Annotated in this window: 22 protein-coding genes; 12 read left to right on the plus strand and 10 right to left on the minus strand. The window is 59.6% G+C overall.

The window, feature by feature from the left end; genetic code table 11:
• Positions 1-12 precede the first annotated feature (12 nt).
• Entirely contained in the window at positions 13-720 is a 708-nt protein-coding gene (locus tag GSQ82_RS08660) for a lipid-binding SYLF domain-containing protein (RefSeq protein ID WP_254061513.1), read from the minus strand.
• A gap of 226 nt (positions 721-946) precedes the next feature.
• Positions 947-2,185 carry an MFS transporter gene (locus GSQ82_RS08665; protein WP_158791881.1) on the minus strand — a complete coding sequence of 413 codons (1,239 nt, stop codon included), beginning with the start codon at positions 2,183-2,185 and terminating at the stop codon, positions 947-949.
• 138 nt (positions 2,186-2,323) lie between these two features.
• Here GSQ82_RS08665 and GSQ82_RS08670 point away from each other — a divergent pair, with 138 nt between their 5' ends.
• Complete coding sequence (locus tag GSQ82_RS08670) at positions 2,324-2,893, plus strand: isoprenylcysteine carboxylmethyltransferase family protein (protein WP_158791882.1); 570 nt, start codon at positions 2,324-2,326, stop codon at positions 2,891-2,893.
• Positions 2,894-2,986: 93 nt separating this feature from the next.
• Here GSQ82_RS08670 and pdxS read toward each other — a convergent pair whose 3' ends face one another.
• Together pdxS and GSQ82_RS08680 are read right to left on the minus strand one after the other, a co-directional pair.
• Complete coding sequence (pdxS, locus tag GSQ82_RS08675; protein ID WP_158791883.1) at positions 2,987-4,000, minus strand: pyridoxal 5'-phosphate synthase lyase subunit PdxS; 1,014 nt, start codon at positions 3,998-4,000, stop codon at positions 2,987-2,989.
• Between the two features lie 89 nt (positions 4,001-4,089).
• Positions 4,090-4,764: a leucine-rich repeat domain-containing protein gene (locus GSQ82_RS08680; RefSeq protein WP_158791884.1), complete on the minus strand. Its 675-nt coding sequence runs from the start codon at positions 4,762-4,764 to the stop codon at positions 4,090-4,092.
• A 169-nt stretch (positions 4,765-4,933) separates the two neighbouring features.
• On the opposite strand from GSQ82_RS08680, the gene GSQ82_RS08685 reads away from it, so the two are divergent.
• Positions 4,934-5,653 (plus strand): glycosyltransferase, encoded by a 720-nt coding sequence (locus GSQ82_RS08685; RefSeq protein ID WP_158791885.1) that lies wholly within the window; start codon positions 4,934-4,936, stop codon positions 5,651-5,653.
• A gap of 86 nt (positions 5,654-5,739) precedes the next feature.
• On the opposite strand, the gene GSQ82_RS08690 is transcribed toward GSQ82_RS08685, so the two are convergent.
• From GSQ82_RS08690 to GSQ82_RS08715, 6 genes are all read right to left on the minus strand, one after another.
• Positions 5,740-6,279, minus strand: coding sequence for a PaaI family thioesterase (locus tag GSQ82_RS08690; protein WP_254061514.1), 540 nt, complete (start codon positions 6,277-6,279; stop codon positions 5,740-5,742).
• Positions 6,280-6,376: 97 nt separating this feature from the next.
• On the minus strand, positions 6,377-6,754 hold the full coding sequence (locus tag GSQ82_RS08695; RefSeq protein ID WP_158791886.1) for a VOC family protein: 378 nt from the start codon (positions 6,752-6,754) through the stop codon (positions 6,377-6,379).
• Positions 6,755-6,851: 97 nt separating this feature from the next.
• Positions 6,852-9,452, minus strand: a complete 2,601-nt coding sequence (locus GSQ82_RS08700) for a RecQ family ATP-dependent DNA helicase (protein WP_254061515.1) — start codon at positions 9,450-9,452, stop codon at positions 6,852-6,854.
• A 266-nt stretch (positions 9,453-9,718) separates the two neighbouring features.
• Positions 9,719-10,024 carry a hypothetical protein gene (locus tag GSQ82_RS08705; protein ID WP_158791887.1) on the minus strand — a complete coding sequence of 102 codons (306 nt, stop codon included), beginning with the start codon at positions 10,022-10,024 and terminating at the stop codon, positions 9,719-9,721.
• Between the two features lie 253 nt (positions 10,025-10,277).
• Complete coding sequence (locus GSQ82_RS08710; RefSeq protein ID WP_158791888.1) at positions 10,278-10,730, minus strand: chemotaxis protein CheX; 453 nt, start codon at positions 10,728-10,730, stop codon at positions 10,278-10,280.
• 57 nt (positions 10,731-10,787) lie between these two features.
• Positions 10,788-11,171, minus strand: a complete 384-nt coding sequence (locus GSQ82_RS08715) for a PleD family two-component system response regulator (protein WP_158791889.1) — start codon at positions 11,169-11,171, stop codon at positions 10,788-10,790.
• 131 nt (positions 11,172-11,302) lie between these two features.
• Between GSQ82_RS08715 and GSQ82_RS08720 the strand changes: the two genes are divergently transcribed.
• From GSQ82_RS08720 to GSQ82_RS08765, 10 genes are all read left to right on the plus strand, one after another.
• Positions 11,303-12,058, plus strand: coding sequence for a flagellar hook-basal body protein (locus tag GSQ82_RS08720; RefSeq protein WP_158791890.1), 756 nt, complete (start codon positions 11,303-11,305; stop codon positions 12,056-12,058).
• A gap of 47 nt (positions 12,059-12,105) precedes the next feature.
• On the plus strand, positions 12,106-12,894 hold the full coding sequence (gene flgG, locus GSQ82_RS08725; RefSeq protein WP_158791891.1) for a flagellar basal-body rod protein FlgG: 789 nt from the start codon (positions 12,106-12,108) through the stop codon (positions 12,892-12,894).
• A 7-nt stretch (positions 12,895-12,901) separates the two neighbouring features.
• Complete coding sequence (locus GSQ82_RS08730; RefSeq protein WP_158791892.1) at positions 12,902-13,468, plus strand: flagella basal body P-ring formation protein FlgA; 567 nt, start codon at positions 12,902-12,904, stop codon at positions 13,466-13,468.
• A 48-nt stretch (positions 13,469-13,516) separates the two neighbouring features.
• Positions 13,517-14,275 (plus strand): flagellar basal body L-ring protein FlgH, encoded by a 759-nt coding sequence (locus tag GSQ82_RS08735; protein ID WP_254061517.1) that lies wholly within the window; start codon positions 13,517-13,519, stop codon positions 14,273-14,275.
• 115 nt (positions 14,276-14,390) lie between these two features.
• Positions 14,391-15,467: a flagellar basal body P-ring protein FlgI gene (locus GSQ82_RS08740; RefSeq protein WP_254061566.1), complete on the plus strand. Its 1,077-nt coding sequence runs from the start codon at positions 14,391-14,393 to the stop codon at positions 15,465-15,467.
• Positions 15,464-15,787 carry a hypothetical protein gene (locus GSQ82_RS08745; RefSeq protein ID WP_158791893.1) on the plus strand — a complete coding sequence of 108 codons (324 nt, stop codon included), beginning with the start codon at positions 15,464-15,466 and terminating at the stop codon, positions 15,785-15,787. The genes GSQ82_RS08740 and GSQ82_RS08745 overlap by 4 nt, the downstream gene beginning before the upstream one ends.
• 47 nt (positions 15,788-15,834) lie before the next feature.
• On the plus strand, positions 15,835-16,146 hold the full coding sequence (flgM, locus tag GSQ82_RS08750) for a flagellar biosynthesis anti-sigma factor FlgM (RefSeq protein WP_158791894.1): 312 nt from the start codon (positions 15,835-15,837) through the stop codon (positions 16,144-16,146).
• A 4-nt stretch (positions 16,147-16,150) separates the two neighbouring features.
• Positions 16,151-16,411: a hypothetical protein gene (locus tag GSQ82_RS08755; RefSeq protein WP_158791895.1), complete on the plus strand. Its 261-nt coding sequence runs from the start codon at positions 16,151-16,153 to the stop codon at positions 16,409-16,411.
• Positions 16,399-17,802, plus strand: a complete 1,404-nt coding sequence (gene flgK / locus GSQ82_RS08760; protein ID WP_158791896.1) for a flagellar hook-associated protein FlgK — start codon at positions 16,399-16,401, stop codon at positions 17,800-17,802. The genes GSQ82_RS08755 and flgK overlap by 13 nt, the downstream gene beginning before the upstream one ends.
• A 53-nt stretch (positions 17,803-17,855) precedes the next feature.
• Positions 17,856-18,761 (plus strand): flagellin, encoded by a 906-nt coding sequence (locus GSQ82_RS08765; RefSeq protein WP_158791897.1) that lies wholly within the window; start codon positions 17,856-17,858, stop codon positions 18,759-18,761.
• The last annotated feature ends 4 nt before the right edge of the window (positions 18,762-18,765 follow it).

Below are 18,765 nucleotides of genomic sequence, written 5' to 3' on the forward strand. Positions count from 1 at the left end.
ATCGGTTTGAGTTTAGTGGTCGCCGTTGGCGTGGAAGAGCTGGCGAACGGTAGCGAGGAAGTGGGCGGAAGAAGCGGGTGGGGGAACTCCGCCGGAGAGGATGGTCTCATAGGAGACGTCCTTGCCGCCGTAGTAGGTCTTGGTGTCGTCAGTGTTCTGATGAACGACGTCGCCAGTGAGATCGAGGCCTGCGAAGACGCCCTTGCTGCGGGAGTAGGTGAGGAAGGCGGCGTTCGCGGCGTCGGTGGTGGAGGCCTGCGAGTTACGTCCGACGGGACCGGCGGCTACGGCGGCGTCCGCACCGAGCTTGAGCTTGTCGTGGAGGAGGCGCTCAAAGGCGTCGTGGGTGGTGCCGATGAGAACGAGGTCAGTGGACTGTCCACCGACCTGAAGGCCGAAGCTGGCTCCGGTGAGCTGGATGAAGGCAGGTGCGCTCCAGCCGTGGCCGGTGCGGCAGGTGACCACGCCCTGGCCGTACTGTCCGCCTACGATGAATGCACCTTTTTTGAAGCCGGGGATGACGGCGACGCATGTGGCTTTGGCGGCGATATCGTCGGGGATACCTTTGTCGGGTGTGGCCATGAGTTCGTGGAGGACGGCGTGAGCGGCATCGATACGCTGATCAAGCTTTGCCGTGTCCGTGGCGGCATATGAGGCGGCTGTCATGCTAAGCGTCAGAGCTGCAGTGGTGCAGACCGTCTGAACAAATCTTTTCATCATCGTTATTCTCCCTTTTGTGCCGCAAAAGATCTTTTGGCTTCTCTTATGCGATGCGGGATGAGCGGGTTAAGTTTGTCTGGCGATAGAAATGTGCGTTGAATCTTCCGGGATAAGAAGGGTTTGGCAGGCGTGTCTGTCTTTACTTCCGGTGGAGTGGAGACGAGTTTGTAGCGTGTCGAGTTCGCAAGGAGAGGTTGCTTGCCTGTGATGTATTTTGTTGCTGCGATTAGACGGGCTCCTGTTGCGGATGTTTCTTTTGGGTGTTGGGGAGAAGTCCGGTGAGCAGACCGATGGCGGGAAGGTAGGCGCAGACGTGGTAGACGTAGACGATGCTGGTCATGTCGGCGAGTTTGCCGAGGACGGCTGCGCCGATGCCGCCCATGCCGAAGGCGAATCCGAAGAAGAGTCCGGAGATCATGCCGACTCTGCCGGGAACCAGCTCCTGCGCGTAGACGAGGATGGCGGAGAAGGCGGACGCGATGACGAAACCGATGATGACGCTGAGGATGCCGGTCCAGAAGAGGTTGGCGTGGGGCAGGATCAGGGTGAAGGGTAGGGCGCCGAGGATGGAGCACCAGATGACGGACTTGCGGCCGACGCGGTCGCCGATGGGGCCACCGATGAGGGTTCCGGCGGCTACTGCGGCGAGGAAGGCGAAGAGATGGAGCTGCGAGCTTTGGACGGAGACGTGGAACTTCGAGATGAGGTAGAAGGTGTAATAGCTGGTGAGGCTGGCGAGGTAGAAGTATTTGGAGAAGACCAGCGCGATGAGAACAGCGATGGCTGCGGCCACTTTTCCTGGCGGCAGGGTGGAGGACTCTTCTGCGTGCTTTGCGGGGTTGTTTCGCAGGTGGCTGAGACGGTCTTTGTACCAGCGGCTGACTCGCATGAGGACGACGATGCCGAGGAGGGCCGCGATGGAGAACCAGGCGGAGCTGATCTGTCCGTGGGGAAGGACGATGAGGGCGGCGAGCAGGGGGCCGATGGCGGAGCCGGTGTTTCCGCCGACCTGAAAGAAGGATTGGGCGAAGCCGTGTTTGCCGCCGGAGGCCATGCGGGAGACGCGGGAGGACTCGGGGTGGAAGACGGCGGAGCCTATGCCGATGAGGGTTGCGGCGGTGAGCAGGATGGTGAAGGTGGGGGCGACGGCGAGCAGGAGGAGGCCGATGAGGGTGAAGACCATGCCGATGGGGAGGGAGTAGGGCATGGGGCGCTTGTCGGTGAAGTGGCCGATGAAGGGCTGGAGGAGCGAGGCGGTGATCTGGTAGGTGAGGGTGATGAGGCCGATCTGGGTGAAGTTGAGGTGGAAGGATGTCTTGAGGATGGGATAGATGGAGGGCAGCAGCGACTGCACCATGTCGTTGAGGAGATGACAGAAGCTGACGGCGGCGAGGACGCGGAAGAGGGTCTTGGCTTCGGTGGCGGCGGTACTTGTTCCGGGATTCGTGACAGTTTGCGTGCTCACTTTTGAGGTTCTCCGCAGGGGGTGTTCTTTATATGGTAGATCTTTATCGTAGATCAGGCTTGAATGGAGTCCGGTGCGGTTCAGGAACCTTTGTGACGGTCGTTGCGTAGACGAGAGCACAAAGATGATGAGGTCTCGATGAACGAATCAGCGATCTTCAACCTGCTTATGGGGGCGTGGACTGTCTCGGAGATCCTGATTCTGATAGTGACGCGGACGCGACGAGGAGGGGGCAGGGTTCGGGACCGCGGCTCGCTACTGATTCTGTGGCCAACGATTGTGCTCTCGATCACCGCAGGTTTTTGGATTGGCGAAAGGTATCCGCATAACATGTTTGTCCACGCAGCTTGGTTGATGAGTGTGTGCCTGGGGCTGTTTGTGTTGGGGCTTGCCATCCGGTGGGCGGCGATTGCTACGCTGGGCAGGGCATTCAGTGCGAATGTGGCGATCCGCGATTCACAGACGGTGCATAAGACTGGGTTGTTCGCACTGGTTCGGCACCCGTCGTATTCGGGAATGATGCTCATCTTTGTCGCAATCGGACTGGCTACGCGTAACTGGATCGGGCTGGGGGTGGTTGTGGTGCCGACGATGGCTGCGCTGCTCTATCGCATCCATGTAGAGGAGGCGGCGCTGGTGGAGGCGTTTGGGAGTGAGTACGTGAGCTACAGCAAGGTTACGAAGCGACTGATCCCTGGGGTGTATTGAAGGTCGATAACGCGTGAGATTGCTGATGAGCATATGAAAGCCCACGTCCCAGTAGCGGGGCATGGGCTTTTCTTTTGTATCTTCGACTAGCAGTTACCAGCCGCGGGTTTGCATGAGGTCGCGCTCTTCGATGGCGGCAGCGGCGAGGCCCTTCATGGAACCGATGACGGCTTCGCTGGCTTCGGCGACGACTTTGGGGTCGTTGAAGTGGGTGGTGGCGATGACGATGGCGCGGGCGCGGCTGACGGCCTCTTCGCGCTCCTTCGGATTTCTAAATTGACCGGCTTCGCTGGACTTACACAGTCCAACTTCCGCATCTTCTTTCGTCCAGAGTTCGACGTCGAGCGGGGTGGCGCGCTCCTTCATGAAGATGCCGGAGCCTACGAAGACGGTCTCGGCGCCGAGCTGCATCATGAGGGCTGCGTCGGCGGGGGTGGCGATGCCGCCTGCGCTGAAGTTGGGGACGGGGAGCTTGCCAGCTTTGGCGACCATTCTTACTAATTCGTACGGGGCGCCGTGGACTTTGGCGGCGTTGTAGAGCTCTTCGTCTCCTAAGACGGTGAGGGCTTTGATCTCGCGGACGATCTGGCGCATGTGCTGGACGGCGTGGACGACGTCTCCGGTGCCGGGTTCGCCTTTGGTGCGGATCATGGCTGCGCCTTCTGCGATGCGACGGAGGGCTTCGCCGAGGTTGCGCGCGCCGCAGACGAAGGGGGTGGTAAAGGCGTGCTTGTCGATGTGGTAGACCTCATCGGCGGGGGTGAGGACTTCGGACTCGTCGATGAAGTCGACGCCGAGATGTTGCAGGACCTGGGCTTCGGCGAAGTGGCCGATGCGGGCCTTGGCCATGACGGGGATGGAGACGGCGGCGATGATCTGCTTGATGAGCTTGGGGCTGGCCATGCGGGCGACGCCGCCTTCGGCGCGGATCATGGCGGGGACGCGCTCGAGTGCCATGACGGAGATGGCACCGGCCTCTTCGGCGATGCGGGCCTGCTCGACGTTCATGACGTCCATGATGACGCCGCCTTTGAGCATCTCGGCGAGGCCGAGCTTGAGGCGGAGGGTGGACGAGCCGAAGCTGCCGTTATGGGTGTGGTCTGCCATGATTTCTCCTTGCACGCGGCAACGGGTGCGCTGTTGGGGCGAATGTCCGTGGATTTTTTAGTTTAGCAGCTTTGGGCGATGGTGATGCACTAGAGATAGACGGAGCAGCCTCTGGCTTCCAGATCTGCTATCCAGACGGGCGTCTGCAGCGTGGTGACCCATCGCAGGTCGAGCTTTTCCAGTCGAGGGAGCGTTGCGATGGCGGAGGGCAGGTGGGTGAGGGGATTGCCGCGGAGGTCGATTTGACGCAGCTCGTGCATGGATTCGACGGAGTCCGGCAGAGTGGTCAGGCGGTTGTTCCGGAGATGAAGTTCGCGCAGATGAGAGAGTTGCCCTAACGAGGATGGCAGGGATTGGAGATGATTGTCGGAGAGGCGAAGCTCGAGCAAGCCGTACATGCTGGAGACACACTCTGGAAGGGACTCGAAGGCATTTTCGCTGATGTTGAGATAGCGCAGGCGCGTCAGGTTTTCAAAGGAAGACGGCAGTGAAGTGAGGCGGTTGTCGTGAAGATAGAGGAAGTCGGTGAGGTTGGGAAGGGTGCCGATTTGGTGGGGCACCTGAGTCAACTGATTGTGTCCGAGGTCGAGCATGCGCAGCTTCGTCAGACGGCCTATTTCGTCGGATAGCTCCAACAGGTTGTTGTCAGCGAGAATGAGGGTTTCGAGTTGGGTTTGTTCCCATACCGAGTCCGGGACGTGGCCAATCTGCTTCTTCCAGAGATTCAGGTTCGATGATGTCGAGGAGTTTGCGGGGGCTGGCATTCTGTCGATCTTACGTCCAGCTTTGGCTGTTGACGAGGTGGGATCGGGCGGTTGAGATTTGGCTGGAAATTCAACTGCGATTTACCTGCGATGTGGGGTAGGGAGGTCAAGCTGCGCTTACGGGGCGGTGTGTAGCCCTATTGTGTGAGGCCAAGGACGGAGGCGCGCGATGAATGCTGAACTGACGATTGTGATTCCTGCGAAGAATGAGGTGGAGATGCTGCCGAGACTGCTGGAGTCGCTGTGCCGGCAGGACTATGGGCGCATGGCGGAGACGCGGGTACTGGTGGCGGATGCGGGTTCGACGGATGGGACGGTGGAGGCGGCGCTGGGATTTCGTGGGCGTCTGGCGGTGGAGGTGGTGAAGGGCGGGCTGCCTTCGGTGGGGAGGAATGCCGGGGCAAAGCTGGCGATGACGAAGTATGTGCTGTTCATGGATGCGGATGTGGAGCTGCCGGAGCCTACGCTGCTGCGACGGGCGCTGTGGAGGATGGAGCGGCGGGAGCTACATCTGGCGACGACGAATATTGCGTGCCGCGAGGGTAGCTTTTTCGACGATGTGTTGTATGCGGGGAATAACTTTATGCAGCGGATTGGGTCGTTTTCGAAGCCGTTTGCTACGGGGATGTTTATGCTGTTCGACCGCGAGGTGTTCTGGGCTCTGGGGGGGTTCAATGAGCGGGCGCTGTTTGCGGAGGACTATCTGCTGTCGAAGGGTGTGGCGCGGCAGAGGTTTCGTATTGTGCGGGGACGGCTGTTGACGACCAACCGTCGATTTCAGAAGCTGGGGCACTGGCGGATGGTGTGGATGTTCTTCAAGACGATGATGCATACCTGGGACGACGGCTATTTTCTGGAGGACCAGGGGTATTGGGGTGAGGCTGGATAGATTGGCGCGGTTGGGATGAAGACGGTCGCGCTCTCGCGCGATGCCCACATCTCAGAGTCGAGATATGGGCACCCGACGATTTATGACTAGTCTTCGGGTTGGGTGAGGCCGGCGAGGGCGAGGAGCTTTTCGTCGATGGCGATGAAGAGGCCTTTGCTGCGGGCGAGGACGGTACCGTCGGGGTGTTGCAGTTCGGCCTGGTGGAAGAGTTTGCGGCCTGGGGTGCCGTCGGCCTTGTGGGGGCGGTTGAGGTGACGGCTGATGAGGACGAGCGGCTGGTAGAGCGGTGCGGGGCGGAGGTAGTCGACCTCCATGTGGCGGGTCATGGCGAGGACGTTGAGGGGACGGTTGAGCTTGCTCATGGCCTCGTCGAGGAGGGCGGCGACGATGCCTCCGTGGATGTGGCCGGGAGGGCCTTCGTGCATGCGGTCGAGCCTGACGTGAGCGGTGGCGGTGATGGCGTTGGGGTCGGAGGAATCGGTGGTGAAGGTGAGATGGAGGCCCTGGGGATTGGCGGGGCCGCAGCCGAAGCAGTGGTTGGCGCGCTCGTCGATGGTGGGGTTGCCGTCCATGGAGATGGGGGTGTGGCGGGCGTCGGGATTAGGGGAGGGTCTTGTCATTCTCATCGGCATCTGCGTTGCAGACTCGTCCTTCGGACGGTAGCACAGATGGGCGGGAATGAATAGTCATTCAGTGGGGTTGGCGTCCGGGTGCGACCGCTTGTTATTTGGCGGTGGGCTCTCCGACGAAGACGAGGCAGTCGTTCGGGTCGGAGATGTGGAACTCGGTCATACCGTACTCGCGGTCGAAGAGGTCTTTGATTCGGTAGCGATCCTTGAAGGTTTTTACGTGATTCCACAGGGGATGAATGCCGGAGACTTCGATATAGATCTCGGTGTGTCCGCGGACGGATTTCATTACGTCTTCAGAGGCGGCTTTCTGAAAGTGGATGGTTTGGGTGTCTCGTTCCATGATGGCGTACTCGGGTGACTTCATGATGGGTTTGAAGCCGAGGACGTCCTGATAGAAGGCGAGGGTTTGTTCGATGTCGGCTACTGCAAGCATCGGGCTGATTCTCTTGGCTACAGTTGCGTCCGGCATTCTTACCTCCACATTGGTGAACTGAGCTGGAGATATGGTGCCACGGAGCGGATTTGCTCGTCGCGAGTTGAACGACTTTTCATCCAGATGAAGCCGTTCAGGTGGTGCAGGCTTCGATGATTCCGGGGCCGAATTTTTCTATTTTTTCGAGACCGAGGCCGGGGACGGATTTGAGCTGGGTGAGATTTCGCGGGTGGGCGAGGACGATGCTGCGGAGGGTGGTGGAGGCGAGGACGAAGAAGAGAGGAAGGCCGAGTTTTTCTGACTCGGATTTGCGCCATTCGCGGAGGCGATTGTCCAGGGCCTGCTGCGCGGGGGTTAGGTCTTCGGCGGGGTCGGGGGTGTTGGTGCGGGGGCGATGGAAGGTTTCGGTGGAATGAGAGCTTACCCCAGGGGCTAAAGCCGCACTCTCTTCGCTGGCTGAGAGACCCAAGGCTAAAGCCTTGGGGTACCTAGAGGCAACGACGTTTCGGCTGGGTCGTGCTGTGTCGTTGAGAGAAGCTGCTGTGCTGTTGCGAGAGGTAGCTGTTGTTCTGGTCGTTGAGGTCTGCAGTGGCTTGTGAATTGATAGCGGCTCTTTTGGTTGGGATGAAGGCGCTGAGGGTAGGGCTTCGGAGCGGCAGAGAGCGATGATGGAGGCGCCGTGAGTGTCGGCGATGCGGGGGCCGATGCCGGAGACTTGCAGGAGCGCGGGGATGGTGGTGGGGCGGGCGAGGACAATGGCGTTAAGGGCTGCGTCGGGGAAGACCATGAAGGCGGGTTTGCCAGTCTTGGCGGCTTCGGCTTTGCGCCACTCGCGGAGGTTGGACTCGAGAGTTTTCTGGGCGGGGGTGTAGGAGGCGGTGGTCTGATCGCGTTCAGCTTTGAGGGAGGCTTTGCTAGGGCGGGCGCCGGTGCTGGGGATTCGGGTGCCGGTGCGAGAGCGGGAGGAGGAGGCGTTTGCGGAGATGTCTTTGAGGAGGAGGTCGGGTGGGAGTGGGCCGGTGAGGGTGCGGCCTTCGTGGGTAAGGGAGGCTTTTTTGTAGGAGACGACGTTGCCTTCGGGGTTGGTCCACTGGTCTGAATGGAGCGTTATCAGTCCTGCTCGTGTTAAAGCATCGAGGAGGGCGTCGAAGCCTTTGCGGTCGGCGGCGGGGGTGTTACGAAGAGCGCCGGTGGAGAGTTCGGTGTGGAGCCTGCCGGTTGCGCGGGATTGTCCATCGAGGGCGCGAAGGACGACGCGGAGTTGGCGGTCTTCTTCCTGGGTTGGGGTGCGGAAGGTTTGGGCGGTGGCGTTTTGCGGGGCGCAGAAGTCGCAGTGGCCGCAGGGGCGGAGGCCGTCGGCGGTGTCGCCGAAGTGCTGGATGAGTGCGGCCATGCGGCACTGGGAGGATTCGGCGAACTGGACCATGCGGTCGATCTGGGAGCGGCGGAGGGTGATCTGGTCGTCATAGCCTTTGCGCCATGCGGCACTGCGGGGAGCGTCTTCGGCGGCGCGGACGTTGCCCGCCATGTCGATGGTGGCTGCGCCCTGGGCGATGAGTTTTTCGACTGCCTTGTCGAAGGTCTCGGCGTCCATACGGAGGCGCTGACGGAGGAGGTCGGGCATCTGGAAGTCGGGGGTGAGGACGGCGGCGACGCGGGCGAGCTCTGTGATGGCGGGGTAGTCGCGCTCGAGGAAGAAGTCGTGCATCTTGCGGTCGGCGAAGGAGTGGAGGAGGACGGTGCGGGAGGGCTGGCCGTCGCGTCCGGCGCGGCCGATCTCCTGGTAGTACTGCTCGACGGAGCCGGGGAGGGCGGTGTGAACGACGGTGCGGACGTCGGCTTTGTCGATGCCCATGCCGAAGGCGATGGTGGCGACGACGACTTCTAGCTTTCCTGTGAGGAAGTGGCGCTGGACGCGTTCGCGTGTGGCGGGGTCGAGGCCTGCGTGGTATGCGGCGGCGCTTCCGCCTAGTGTTGCGGCGAGGTCTTCGGCGGCCTTGCGCGAGGGGGCGTAGACGATGGCGGGACGGTTGGACTTTTCTTTGAGGAGGGTCGCGGTGAACTCATTGCGGCGGGGTTTGGAGAGCTCGACGACCTCGATGGCGAGATTGTGGCGACGGAAGCCGTGGATGAAGAGTGCGGGGTTGGAGAGCTGGAGCTGGGTTGCGATGTCCTTCTGGACGGTGGGTGTGGCGGTGGCGGTTAGGGCGATGACGGGCGCGGGGCGGAGGGCTGGGAGGAAGTCGCCGAGGGTGCGGTAGTCGGGGCGAAAGTCGTGTCCCCAGGCGGAGATGCAGTGGGCCTCGTCGATGGCGATGAGAGAGGGTTTTTTGCGGGCGAGCATCTCGGGGAAGCCGGGGACGCGCATGCGCTCGGGAGCGATGAAGAGGAACTGGAGGGTGCCGTCGAGATAGTCGCGGCAGGCTTGACGGGCTTCGTCGCGGGAGAGGCCTGAGTGGATGCGGGCGACGCGGAGGCCGGCGGCGGAGAGCTTGGTGGCCTGGTCGTCCATGAGGGCGATGAGGGGGCTGATGACGAGAGCGGTGCCGCCGCGGGCGATGGCGGGGAGCTGGTAGCAGAGGGACTTTCCTGCGCCGGTGGGCATGACGAGCAGGACGTCGCGGCCGTCGGTGGCGGCGCGGCAGACGGCCTCCTGGTTGGCACGAAAGGTGGGGAATCCGAAGGTCTGGTGGAGCAGGGTGTCGAGGTTCATCAGTTGGTTTGAGTTTCGCATAATGTTCGCGTGCGAGGTAGATGGCTGAGAGGGAACGCGAACGGAGGGATCTTGCGGAGCTGACATGGCGGGGTATTCACGCCCGGATTTATGGCGGGGCAACGGTGCTTATATTGGGTGCGGCGTGGCTTCTCTGTCTGCGGAGGGGCCGAGGTGTGACCTGCTGAGAGACCAGTGGCGGTCTGCGGTTGTTCTTCTTTCGGCGGATTATCTTGCCGGGTTTGGCGACTGCCTGGCCGGCAAGATTGGGGATGTAGGAGGAACGATCAGGATGTGAGAGCTGCTACCGGCGTAGTCGAGGTGCCCTGATTTGTCTGGGTGCCTGATGTTGGGGCGGAGGCTGGTGGGGCGACGGGAATATCCAGGTAGCCGTCGACTATGGCGGGGGAGATGCTGAGGCTGGTGGCGATCTGTGAGACGGATTCGCCTTGCTGGACGAGAAGTTGAACCTGCGCTGCCTGGGAGAGCTTTACGGTGTCGGTTTTGGGGGTGGATTGCGAGGGTGCGGGTTCGGCAGGTATGGGGAAGGTGGCTTGCGGGGTCGATGTCGAGCCAGAGATGGAAACAGTCATGGGATCTCCTTTTCTATACAGACACAAGATCGGCAGAGAGGAGTGCGACGTTTGTTGTGTGTCGGATCAGGACAGTGGTTGATGGTTTCGCGTTAGGTGGGTTAGCGAGATAGGCATGTCTTTGCTGAAGGGCATGGGTGCTGCAAGCCGTATGTAGTTAACGGTGACGACCGACGGCCAGCGCGGGCTCGGCACGTCAGCCTTCTCATTTTCTCGTTCGCGGTCACTTTTGATTCACGTCGAGTCGAGGCTACTAAAATGCCAGGACCACGCCGAAGATGTTTCCCTGAAAGGAGTAGTTGCGGCTGAACTTGGTTCCAAACTGGGGCCGGTAGCCTTCGAGCCCGTCCCTGGTGACCTTGGGGGCGGAGATGAGGCAGTCGGCCTCGGGGCTTTTGAGTTTGCTCTTCCATCCGCCGGCGATCATGTTGCAGAGTTCGCCGATGGCGTCGTCGGCCATGGGGTCGTGAGGTGCGGATGGTGTGCCGAGCAACGCTTCTGCAGTGATAGATGCGGTTGCGGGGCTGGCGTATAAGAGGCACTCGCCATCGACGGCTCCGGTGAACTGAATCCTGGCAACGATCCGTCCGACAACGGTGTCGACCTCGCCCTCCATGGGATCGCAGCTGCGCTCCAGCATCATTTCGAAGACTTCGGAGACCGCTGAGTCGAGCCGGCTTACTGCTTCATCCTGCGCGTTTGCCACTATGTCCTCTTTCCGTAACTAAATTTGTGTTTGGTCGTTTAAATCGTGCGAGTTGGACTAGGCTGCACGTAAGAGCGGCAGTACCCGGACCTTTACCTGCTCGGCGGTGAAGGGTTTGCAGATGTAGCCCTGCGCCCCGGCGGCAATGGCGCGCATGACAAAGGTCTCGTTGCCTTCGGTGGTGATCATGACAACCGGGACGCCTTGCGCGAGGTTTTCCTGGCGTCTTATCTCAAGGAACTGCAGCCCGTCCATGATCGGCATATTGATATCGCTGAGAATCAAAGCGAGGGGATTGGACTGATTGTCGCGAAGGATCTGTAAGGCCTCCTCCCCGTTTGAAGCCTGCAGGACCTCGGTTAACTCGAGGCCAGCCTGGTGCAGCGCGCGTTCGATTACCTTTCTCATGACAGCCGAATCATCAATTATTAGAGCTCGCAACCGACCCTCCCGGTGTAAATCTGGTCTGAATGCTGTATCGGCGGGCTGAGAACAATCTTGAGGACCGCGCCTTAGCATCTTCTAACCCGTCGGGTTCTTACTTCGGCCATGAACCTGCATAAGTCCGTGGCATGGATAGCGGACTCTACGCAGCATATACAGGACTGCTGGCACGGACGCAGGCGCTCGATACAGCGGCCAACAACCTTGCGAACGCGGGGACGGCGGGTTTTCGTGCTCAGCGCGACTACTTCAGCGGGGTGCTTGCCGGCGGGGTCGATGAAGATCCGGAGACGGCATCGCAGGTGGGCCAGTCCGTGAATGGGTTTGGGGTTCTGGGCGGAAATAGGCTGGACATGGGACAGGGCGAGTTGAAGGCGACAGGCAATCCGCTGGATCTAGGGCTGGAGGGCCAGGGCTTTTTTGCCGTGCAGACGGCCAGAGGCACTCGCTATACGAGAGACGGCAGCTTTCTGCGATCTTCTACCGGAGTTCTGCAGACGCGGGAGGGAGAGCCGGTTCTCGATGCGAATCAGAAGCCTATCAAGATTCCAAGCGGGAGCGTCTATGTGTCCGCCGATGGAAGCGTTTCGGTGTCTACGGCCGACGGAAGCGTGATCGTGGGAAAGGTGGGCGTGTTTGACTTTGCGGATAAAAGCGGTTTGACGGCGGAGGGTGCGAATCGCTTCTCTGCAAACGGCGCCAAACCCGTTGCGGGCACTGCGGCTGTGGAGCAGGGATCGGTAGAGGGTGCGAACGAGGATGCTGTGCAGGGAACGATGCAGCTTGTGCTGGTGCAGCGGCAGGCGGAGATGATGCAGAAGGCGTTGAGCGTCTTCAACAACGAGTTCGACAAGACAGCGTCCGAAGATCTGCCTCGCGTTTGAGGCCATAACAAGAGCTCCGTTCTCGATGGAGCAAAAGGGAGCAAGAGATGATTCGAGCTTTATATACGGCAGCAAGCGGAATGAGTGCACAGCAGACCAATCTGGACACGATTGCAAATAACCTCGCGAACTCCGCGACTACAGGCTTTCATCAGCGACAGGTGCAGTTTGAAGACATGATCTATCAGAACCTGATCACTCCGGGCTCGGCAGAGACCCAGCAGACGACCTCCTCCGGGCTGCAGGTGGGGCTTGGAACGAAGTCTGCGGCGAGCGAGGTGGTGATGACGCAGGGGGACTTCAATCAGACGAACGGACAGTTCGATCTGGCGATTCAGGGCTCGGGATTCTTTCAGGTGTCGATGCCTGACGGCAGCATCGCTTATACGAGAGCTGGGAACTTTCATCCGAATAATCAGGGCACGCTTGTGACGTCGGACGGCAATACGATTCTGCCGGCGATCACAATCCCATCGAATGCAACCTCGATCACGATCTCGCAGTATGGAATTATCACGGCTGCGATTCCTGGACAGACCAATCCCGCGCAGCTTGGAACGATGCAGCTGGCGACGTTTGCCAATCCGGGCGGACTGAACTCGGTCGGAAGCAATCTTATGCAGCAGACGGCATCGTCGGGAACGCCGATTACGGATACTCCGGGTGGAACGACGGGGATGGGTACGCTGCAGCAGGGATATCTCGAGAACTCGAATGTGGACGTGGTCTCGGAGTTTGTGCAGATGATTCTGGCGCAGCGTGCGTATGAGAGCAACTCCAAGGTGATCCACGTGGCTGACGATATGTACTCACAGATCAATGGACTCGTTCGGTAGGAGCGATATGCGCAATGTTCTCTTTTTTCGCCTCCGGCTTGTCTCACTACGCTTCCGGTTGGCCTCAACGATCATCGTCGCTGTCCTGTATGGGCTAATTTTTTCGAGTGCGGCACATGCAATCTGCTACAGCACACCCTATGCGGCGATGGGTGCGATCGATTCTTCCTCTGGCTCTTCGTCGAGTTTGGCGGAGTATGGGTACCGGGTGATTCGGATCGAGACGGACCCGATACTGCATCAGCGGTGGGCGACGATTGGACGCTGCGGTCATCCGGAGTGGCCGTCGGTTGCGCTTTTGATTCAAGGGCCGAATCCACTTACGCCAGTCGGGAACCGGGCGGGTAGCGGACTCGCTCGAGGGGTGCCTGTGGTGCGGGCGGGAGAGACCGTTCAGCTATGGAGGCAGGAGGAACTGTTGCGGATCGAGGTTGCGGGCGTTTCGGAGGACAACGGCGGCGTGGGCAGCACTATTCGGGTGCGTTTGCTGCATGGAAATCCGGATGAACCTGCGGCGCAAGCGGAGTTTACCGGCGTCGTTCGGGGGGTGTCGAGTGTGGAGATACAGCCGTGAGTGAACGACTGCCGATAAAGGGTATGACTCTGGATGAAGGAGGCGAGGATGGCAGCTACAGCGATGAGATCGTCTGAGAGAACGGGACTTGCGGGATATGCCACGAGCGTTGTGATGATGCTTCTGCTTGCGACTTCTCTTCTACACGCGCAGACGAACATGATTCATAAGTTGATCGATCCGAAGCCGAGTGTCGCGGCTGCATCGTTGTCTTCTTATCTGGACAGAGTGCGGGCGGATAACTCCAATCTTCAGCCGGTGCCTGGATCTATCTGGGCTGACAGTGGACGATTGACGCGCATGAACACTGACGTGCGCGCGATGCGGCCACACGATCTGATCTCCGTTGTGGTTTCGGAGAGCCTTGCGGCATCGACGGATGGGACGGTGAAGAACTCACGAGCATCCAATGCAAGTTCGGGACTATCAGGTCTGATCGGTACGTTGCATGCGGGGAATGCTCTACAGAACCTGATCAATCAGACATCGGCCTCCGGTTTGAACGCGCAGGGAACAAGTGCGACGAACTCAAGCCTGAGTACGACGTTTGGCGGACAGGTGATCGAGGTGCTGCCGAACGGCATGCTGGTGATCGAAGCGGCGAGACAGGTGGAGTTCAGCCAACAGACGCAGACGATCATGCTGCGAGGCCTGGTTCGGCCAGAGGACATCTCTCAACAGAACCAGGTGCTGTCGACGGCGATCTCCAGCCTGGAGCTCGAGGTGCGGGGTAAGGGAATCATCAACGACTACACGCATCGCCAGAATCCTCTGGTTCGATTGCTGCAAAACATACTGGTGTTCTAGAAGGGTAACTATGCGTGTCGTAACGGTGGGATGGAATTCATTAGAACGGACGATGCGATGGAACGCAGGTAAGGGCGGTGGTTATCTCGCCTGTGTGGCTGTTGTATTGTTTGCGATGTCAGGCAGCGCCTATGCGACGGATAGTGCAAGCGGTCCGAGACAGGCGCGGGTCAAGGACATCGCCACAATTGAGGGGATTCGAGACAATCAATTGGTTGGGTACGGCATCGTCGTAGGTCTTGCGGGGACGGGCGATAGTCAACAGACTACATTTCCGGCTCAGACGCTGGCATCCACGCTGCTTCGTATGGGGGTCAGTGTTCCGGCGGCTGCGATTCGCGTGCAGAATCTGGCGGCTGTGTTTGTGGCGGCGACGCTGCCGCCCTTTGCGCGGCCGGGTACGAAGCTCGATATCACGGTCTCTTCGGCGGGCGATGCGAGGAGCCTTGAGGGCGGACTGTTGCTGATGACTCCTCTTTATGGAGCGGACGGAAAGATCTATGCCCAGGCGCAGGGGCCGCTGGTAGTGGGCGGATATTCGATCAGCGTGAATGGGAATACGAGACAGGTCAACCATCCGAATACGGCGCGAGTTCCGTTCGGCGCTATGGTAGAGCGGGCCGTGCCACTTGACCTGCAGGGGAAGACGCAGTTTTCGCTGCTGTTGAACGACGCAGACTTTCGCAGTGCGGAGGCTATGGCCCAGGCGATCAATCGAACGCTGGGACGTCCGGCTGCACATGTGCTGGACAGTCGGAGGATCGATCTTGCGGTCGCGAATGGAGAGGAGATCCCTGAGCTGCTTGCAGAGGTGGAGTCGATTGAGGTTCCGGTCTTTCCTCGAGCTAAGGTGGTGGTGAATGAGCGTACGGGGACGGTGGTGATCGGCGGAACGGTGGTTTTGCAACCGGTGTCCATCTTGCACGGTGGATTGGCGGTGAATGTGGTCAGCGAGTTTCAGGTCTCGCAGCCGGGTCCGTTCTCGTCCACGGGTACGACGCAGGTGGTGCAGCAGACGAGGGTCGATGCGCAGGATAGGCCCGTTGACCGCATTGAGCTGAAGCAGGGTGCGACCGTCGATGACCTGGTGCGGAGCTTGCAGAGGATCGGCGCGACGGCGCGGGATGTGATCTCGATTCTTCAGGCGATGAAGTCTGCCGGAGCGCTGGAAGCAGAGATTGAGGTGTTATGAGGATCAGTTCAGAGATGCCCGGAGTGTCTACGTCTGTGGCTGAGGCGCAGAAGCAGGCCAAACTCACCGACGCGGCGCAGCAGTTTGAAGCGACGATGCTGCAGGAGTTGTTGAAGCCAATGCAGCATAGCAGTGAGGAGCAGTGGGGCGGAGAGGAGCAGAGTGAAGATGGCGCCTCCGACACGATCAGCAGTTACGGGACGGAGGCTATGGCGAAGGCTATCTCGAAGGCGGGAGGGTTTGGAATTGCAAAACAGGTGGTGGCGCAGGTTACACGGGAGAATCAGCGAACTATGGAAAAGAAGACGTCTGGGTACTAAAGTTTGCGGACCGAGTGCCGATACATTCAAGTAGACGGAGGCTCACCATGAGTTTTGCAAGTGGAATCGGCGGTCTGCAACAGGCGATGAACTCGATCGCATCATCGGAGACCAAGCCAGCGACGCGGCCTGAGGTATCTGACGGTGGAGTAGGTGAAGGAGATGTTTCTGTTACGGGCGCAGGCCAGGTGGATCAGGCAAATCTGAGCTCTGCCGGAGGTCTGGTTGCACAGGCGCTGGAAGGCTCGGATGTACGGTCTGAAAAGGTCAGTTCTCTCCAGCAGGCGATTGCCTCTGGCAACTACAACGTGCCGTCGGCAGATGTGGCGGACAAGATGGTGCAGTCTTTATTGGATTAACTCTATGACGACTCAAAGTAATCTGGCTCTCATTCTCGATGAGACCATTACCGCTCTCAGCAACTTTGATCTGGCCAGGCTCCAAGCCCTGGAACAGAGCACGATCGAACTGGCGGGCTCCGGTCTGCGGTGCAAGGCAGAAGAGATGAACGTGCTTCGCGCAAAGAAGGACGTTCTTGAACTTGTGCTTCGAAGCTGTGAGCCGAACCTTAACGTACTGAAGCGTCTGCATACCAAAAGCATGAGGGAATCATGGGCTCAATAGCATCGATGATGGATATCGCTCAACAGGCGCTGATGGCCGATCAGGAGGCGCTGAACGTTACTGCGAACAATGTGGCGAACCAGAACACGGTCGGTTATACCCGTGAGGTGGTGAACTTTCAGTCGACGGATGCTGTGACGCTGAGTGGGAGCACCTTTGGCTCCGGCGTTACGGCGAGCGCAACGTCGCAGCGGGACCGGGTGCTCGAGCAGCAGGTGCAGCAGCAAACCCAGACGCAGTCACAGTCTAGCGCGGTGCAGTCGGCACTGCAACAGGTCGAGAATATCTTCAGCTTAAGTTCGTCGACGGAGTCGGCGAGTTCGACGACGCTGGGGACGGATTTGAACTCGTTCTTCAGCGCTCTCTCCTCGTTGACGAGCAACCCTTCCGAGACGTCGGCGCGACAGGCGGTGTTGTCGGCGGCGACGACGCTGGCGGGCGACTTCAACTCAGCTTCGAGCCAACTGGCACAGGAGTCTTCCAATCTCAACCAGCAGGTGGTAAGCGACGTCAGCCAGGTGAACGCACTGACATCTACGATCGCGTCACTGAATGGGCAGATCAGCAGCCTTAGTCCAAATACGGACGCGGGTACGCTCGAGGACCAGCGTCAGACGGCGATTGCGCAGTTATCCCAACTGGTGGGGCTCGATCAGATTTCGACGCAACAGAACGGCATTACGCTAACGACCAGCAGTGGAGCGGTGCTGGTGAGCGGGGATCAGTCGTTTGCGATGAGTACGACACAGGTAGGCGGAACGACACATGTGCTGGCTGGAGTCGGCAGTCAGGATGTGACCTCGAATCTTACCGGGGGCGATCTCGGCGGCACACTGCAAGTGAGGGATCAGGACTTGCCCTCGTATGCCAGTTCGCTCGATAGCCTGGCGTATGGCCTTGCGACACAGGTGAACCAGCAGAATGAGCAGGGAGTCGATGGGAATGGCAATCCGGGTGCGGCGCTCTTCACGATTCCGTCCAGTCAAAGTGGTGCTGCCGGATTGATTGCGGTAGCGACGACCGATCCGCAGGCGGTGGCGGCGGCCGGGACGGGAGAGGGATCGGCGGGGAACACAAATGCTACGGCACTGGCTGGTCTCTCCAGCACCGATGTCGTAGGCAGCCAGACGGCATCACAGTTTCTGGCATCGTTCTTCGGTCAGGTAGGAAGCGATGCGTCGGCGGCGACTACAAACAACTCCGCTCAGCAGGCTACGCTCACGCAACTGACGACTCAGAGGGATTCGTTCTCTGGTGTGTCGCTGGATCAAGAGGCGTCAAACCTGACGCAGTATCAACGGTCGTACCAGGCGGCATCGCAGGTGTTTACGATCGCCAGCACGATCATGGCAAGCGCGATCAACCTTGGTATAGAGACTACCGTGACCTAGAGCGCAGCACTACGTTTGAGCAAAATCAGCGCTGGAAGAACAGGAGAGTAGCAATGCTAGTCGATCCAAATTACATCAACAATCTGACCTCCGCACTGGATCAGTCCACCAATCTGACGGACACGCTGACCTCTGAGCTGGCGAGCGGATTGCGCGTAGCTTCTCTGCAGGACGATCCAGTTGCGGTCGCACAGAGCCTGCTCCTGGGAAGTTCGATTGCGAACGAGGACACCTTTGTGACGACGGCTTCCGGCGAGAGCTCGCAGATGCAGGTAGCGGACTCCGCTCTCGGCGAGGCGGTCAGCCAGATCACCTCCGCTCTGTCTATTGCGGTGGAAGGAAATGGCGGTACGCTGAACTCGAGTAACACCACGAGCATCGCACAGCAGTTGAGTGGAATTCGCGACCAGGTACTCTCGCTGGCCAATACAAGCTATCAGGGCCAGTATCTCTTTGGAGGGAGCCAGGGATCGGTTCCTCCATTTACGATCGATAGCTCTACGAATCCTGCAACGGTAAACTACGGCGGCGATTCCAGCGTGCAGTATGTGCAGACTCCGAGTGGGCAACAGATTCAGACCAATCTGCCGGGGGCTGCTGTATTTGGTTCGGGGAGTTCCGGCGTGCTTGGCGCCTTGAACAAGTTGATATCCGACTTCTCCAGTAGTTCTCCTGCGAGCGCCACGGTCACGGCGGATACCTCTGCATTGACGACTGCTCTTGGGCAGCTATCGGATCAGCGCAGCACGCTCGATAGTGCGATGAGCCGCATGCAATCGACTAGCACGTATGTTCAGACAGAGGCGAGTCAACTGGTCGTGGCGCAGAGCAGTCTGGTTGCTTCCGATCCGGCTTCGGTGGCGACGCAGTTGTCGAGTGCGGAGACCCAACATCAGGCGTTGCTTAGCGTGATCAATACGCTGGGAAGCAGCCGGGATCTATTTAGCCTCATGTCGTAGAAGC

It is taken from the genome of Granulicella sp. L60, from assembly GCF_009765825.1.
Lineage (GTDB): Bacteria > Acidobacteriota > Terriglobia > Terriglobales > Acidobacteriaceae > Edaphobacter.

Coding starts and splice junctions, on each gene's coding strand:
- GSQ82_RS08660 (WP_254061513.1), bottom strand. CDS start 720: ATGATGAAAAGATTTGTTCAGACGGTCTGCACCACTGCAGCTCTGACG.
- GSQ82_RS08670 (WP_158791882.1), top strand. CDS start 2,324: ATGAACGAATCAGCGATCTTCAACCTGCTTATGGGGGCGTGGACTGTC.
- pdxS (WP_158791883.1), bottom strand. CDS start 4,000: ATGGCAGACCACACCCATAACGGCAGCTTCGGCTCGTCCACCCTCCGC.
- GSQ82_RS08680 (WP_158791884.1), bottom strand. CDS start 4,764: ATGCCAGCCCCCGCAAACTCCTCGACATCATCGAACCTGAATCTCTGG.
- GSQ82_RS08685 (WP_158791885.1), top strand. CDS start 4,934: ATGAATGCTGAACTGACGATTGTGATTCCTGCGAAGAATGAGGTGGAG.
- GSQ82_RS08690 (WP_254061514.1), bottom strand. CDS start 6,279: ATGAGAATGACAAGACCCTCCCCTAATCCCGACGCCCGCCACACCCCC.
- GSQ82_RS08695 (WP_158791886.1), bottom strand. CDS start 6,754: ATGCCGGACGCAACTGTAGCCAAGAGAATCAGCCCGATGCTTGCAGTA.
- GSQ82_RS08700 (WP_254061515.1), bottom strand. CDS start 9,452: ATGCGAAACTCAAACCAACTGATGAACCTCGACACCCTGCTCCACCAG.
- GSQ82_RS08705 (WP_158791887.1), bottom strand. CDS start 10,024: ATGACTGTTTCCATCTCTGGCTCGACATCGACCCCGCAAGCCACCTTC.
- GSQ82_RS08720 (WP_158791890.1), top strand. CDS start 11,303: ATGGATAGCGGACTCTACGCAGCATATACAGGACTGCTGGCACGGACG.
- flgG (WP_158791891.1), top strand. CDS start 12,106: ATGATTCGAGCTTTATATACGGCAGCAAGCGGAATGAGTGCACAGCAG.
- GSQ82_RS08730 (WP_158791892.1), top strand. CDS start 12,902: ATGCGCAATGTTCTCTTTTTTCGCCTCCGGCTTGTCTCACTACGCTTC.
- GSQ82_RS08735 (WP_254061517.1), top strand. CDS start 13,517: ATGGCAGCTACAGCGATGAGATCGTCTGAGAGAACGGGACTTGCGGGA.
- GSQ82_RS08740 (WP_254061566.1), top strand. CDS start 14,391: ATGTCAGGCAGCGCCTATGCGACGGATAGTGCAAGCGGTCCGAGACAG.
- GSQ82_RS08745 (WP_158791893.1), top strand. CDS start 15,464: ATGAGGATCAGTTCAGAGATGCCCGGAGTGTCTACGTCTGTGGCTGAG.
- flgM (WP_158791894.1), top strand. CDS start 15,835: ATGAGTTTTGCAAGTGGAATCGGCGGTCTGCAACAGGCGATGAACTCG.
- GSQ82_RS08755 (WP_158791895.1), top strand. CDS start 16,151: ATGACGACTCAAAGTAATCTGGCTCTCATTCTCGATGAGACCATTACC.
- flgK (WP_158791896.1), top strand. CDS start 16,399: ATGGGCTCAATAGCATCGATGATGGATATCGCTCAACAGGCGCTGATG.
- GSQ82_RS08765 (WP_158791897.1), top strand. CDS start 17,856: ATGCTAGTCGATCCAAATTACATCAACAATCTGACCTCCGCACTGGAT.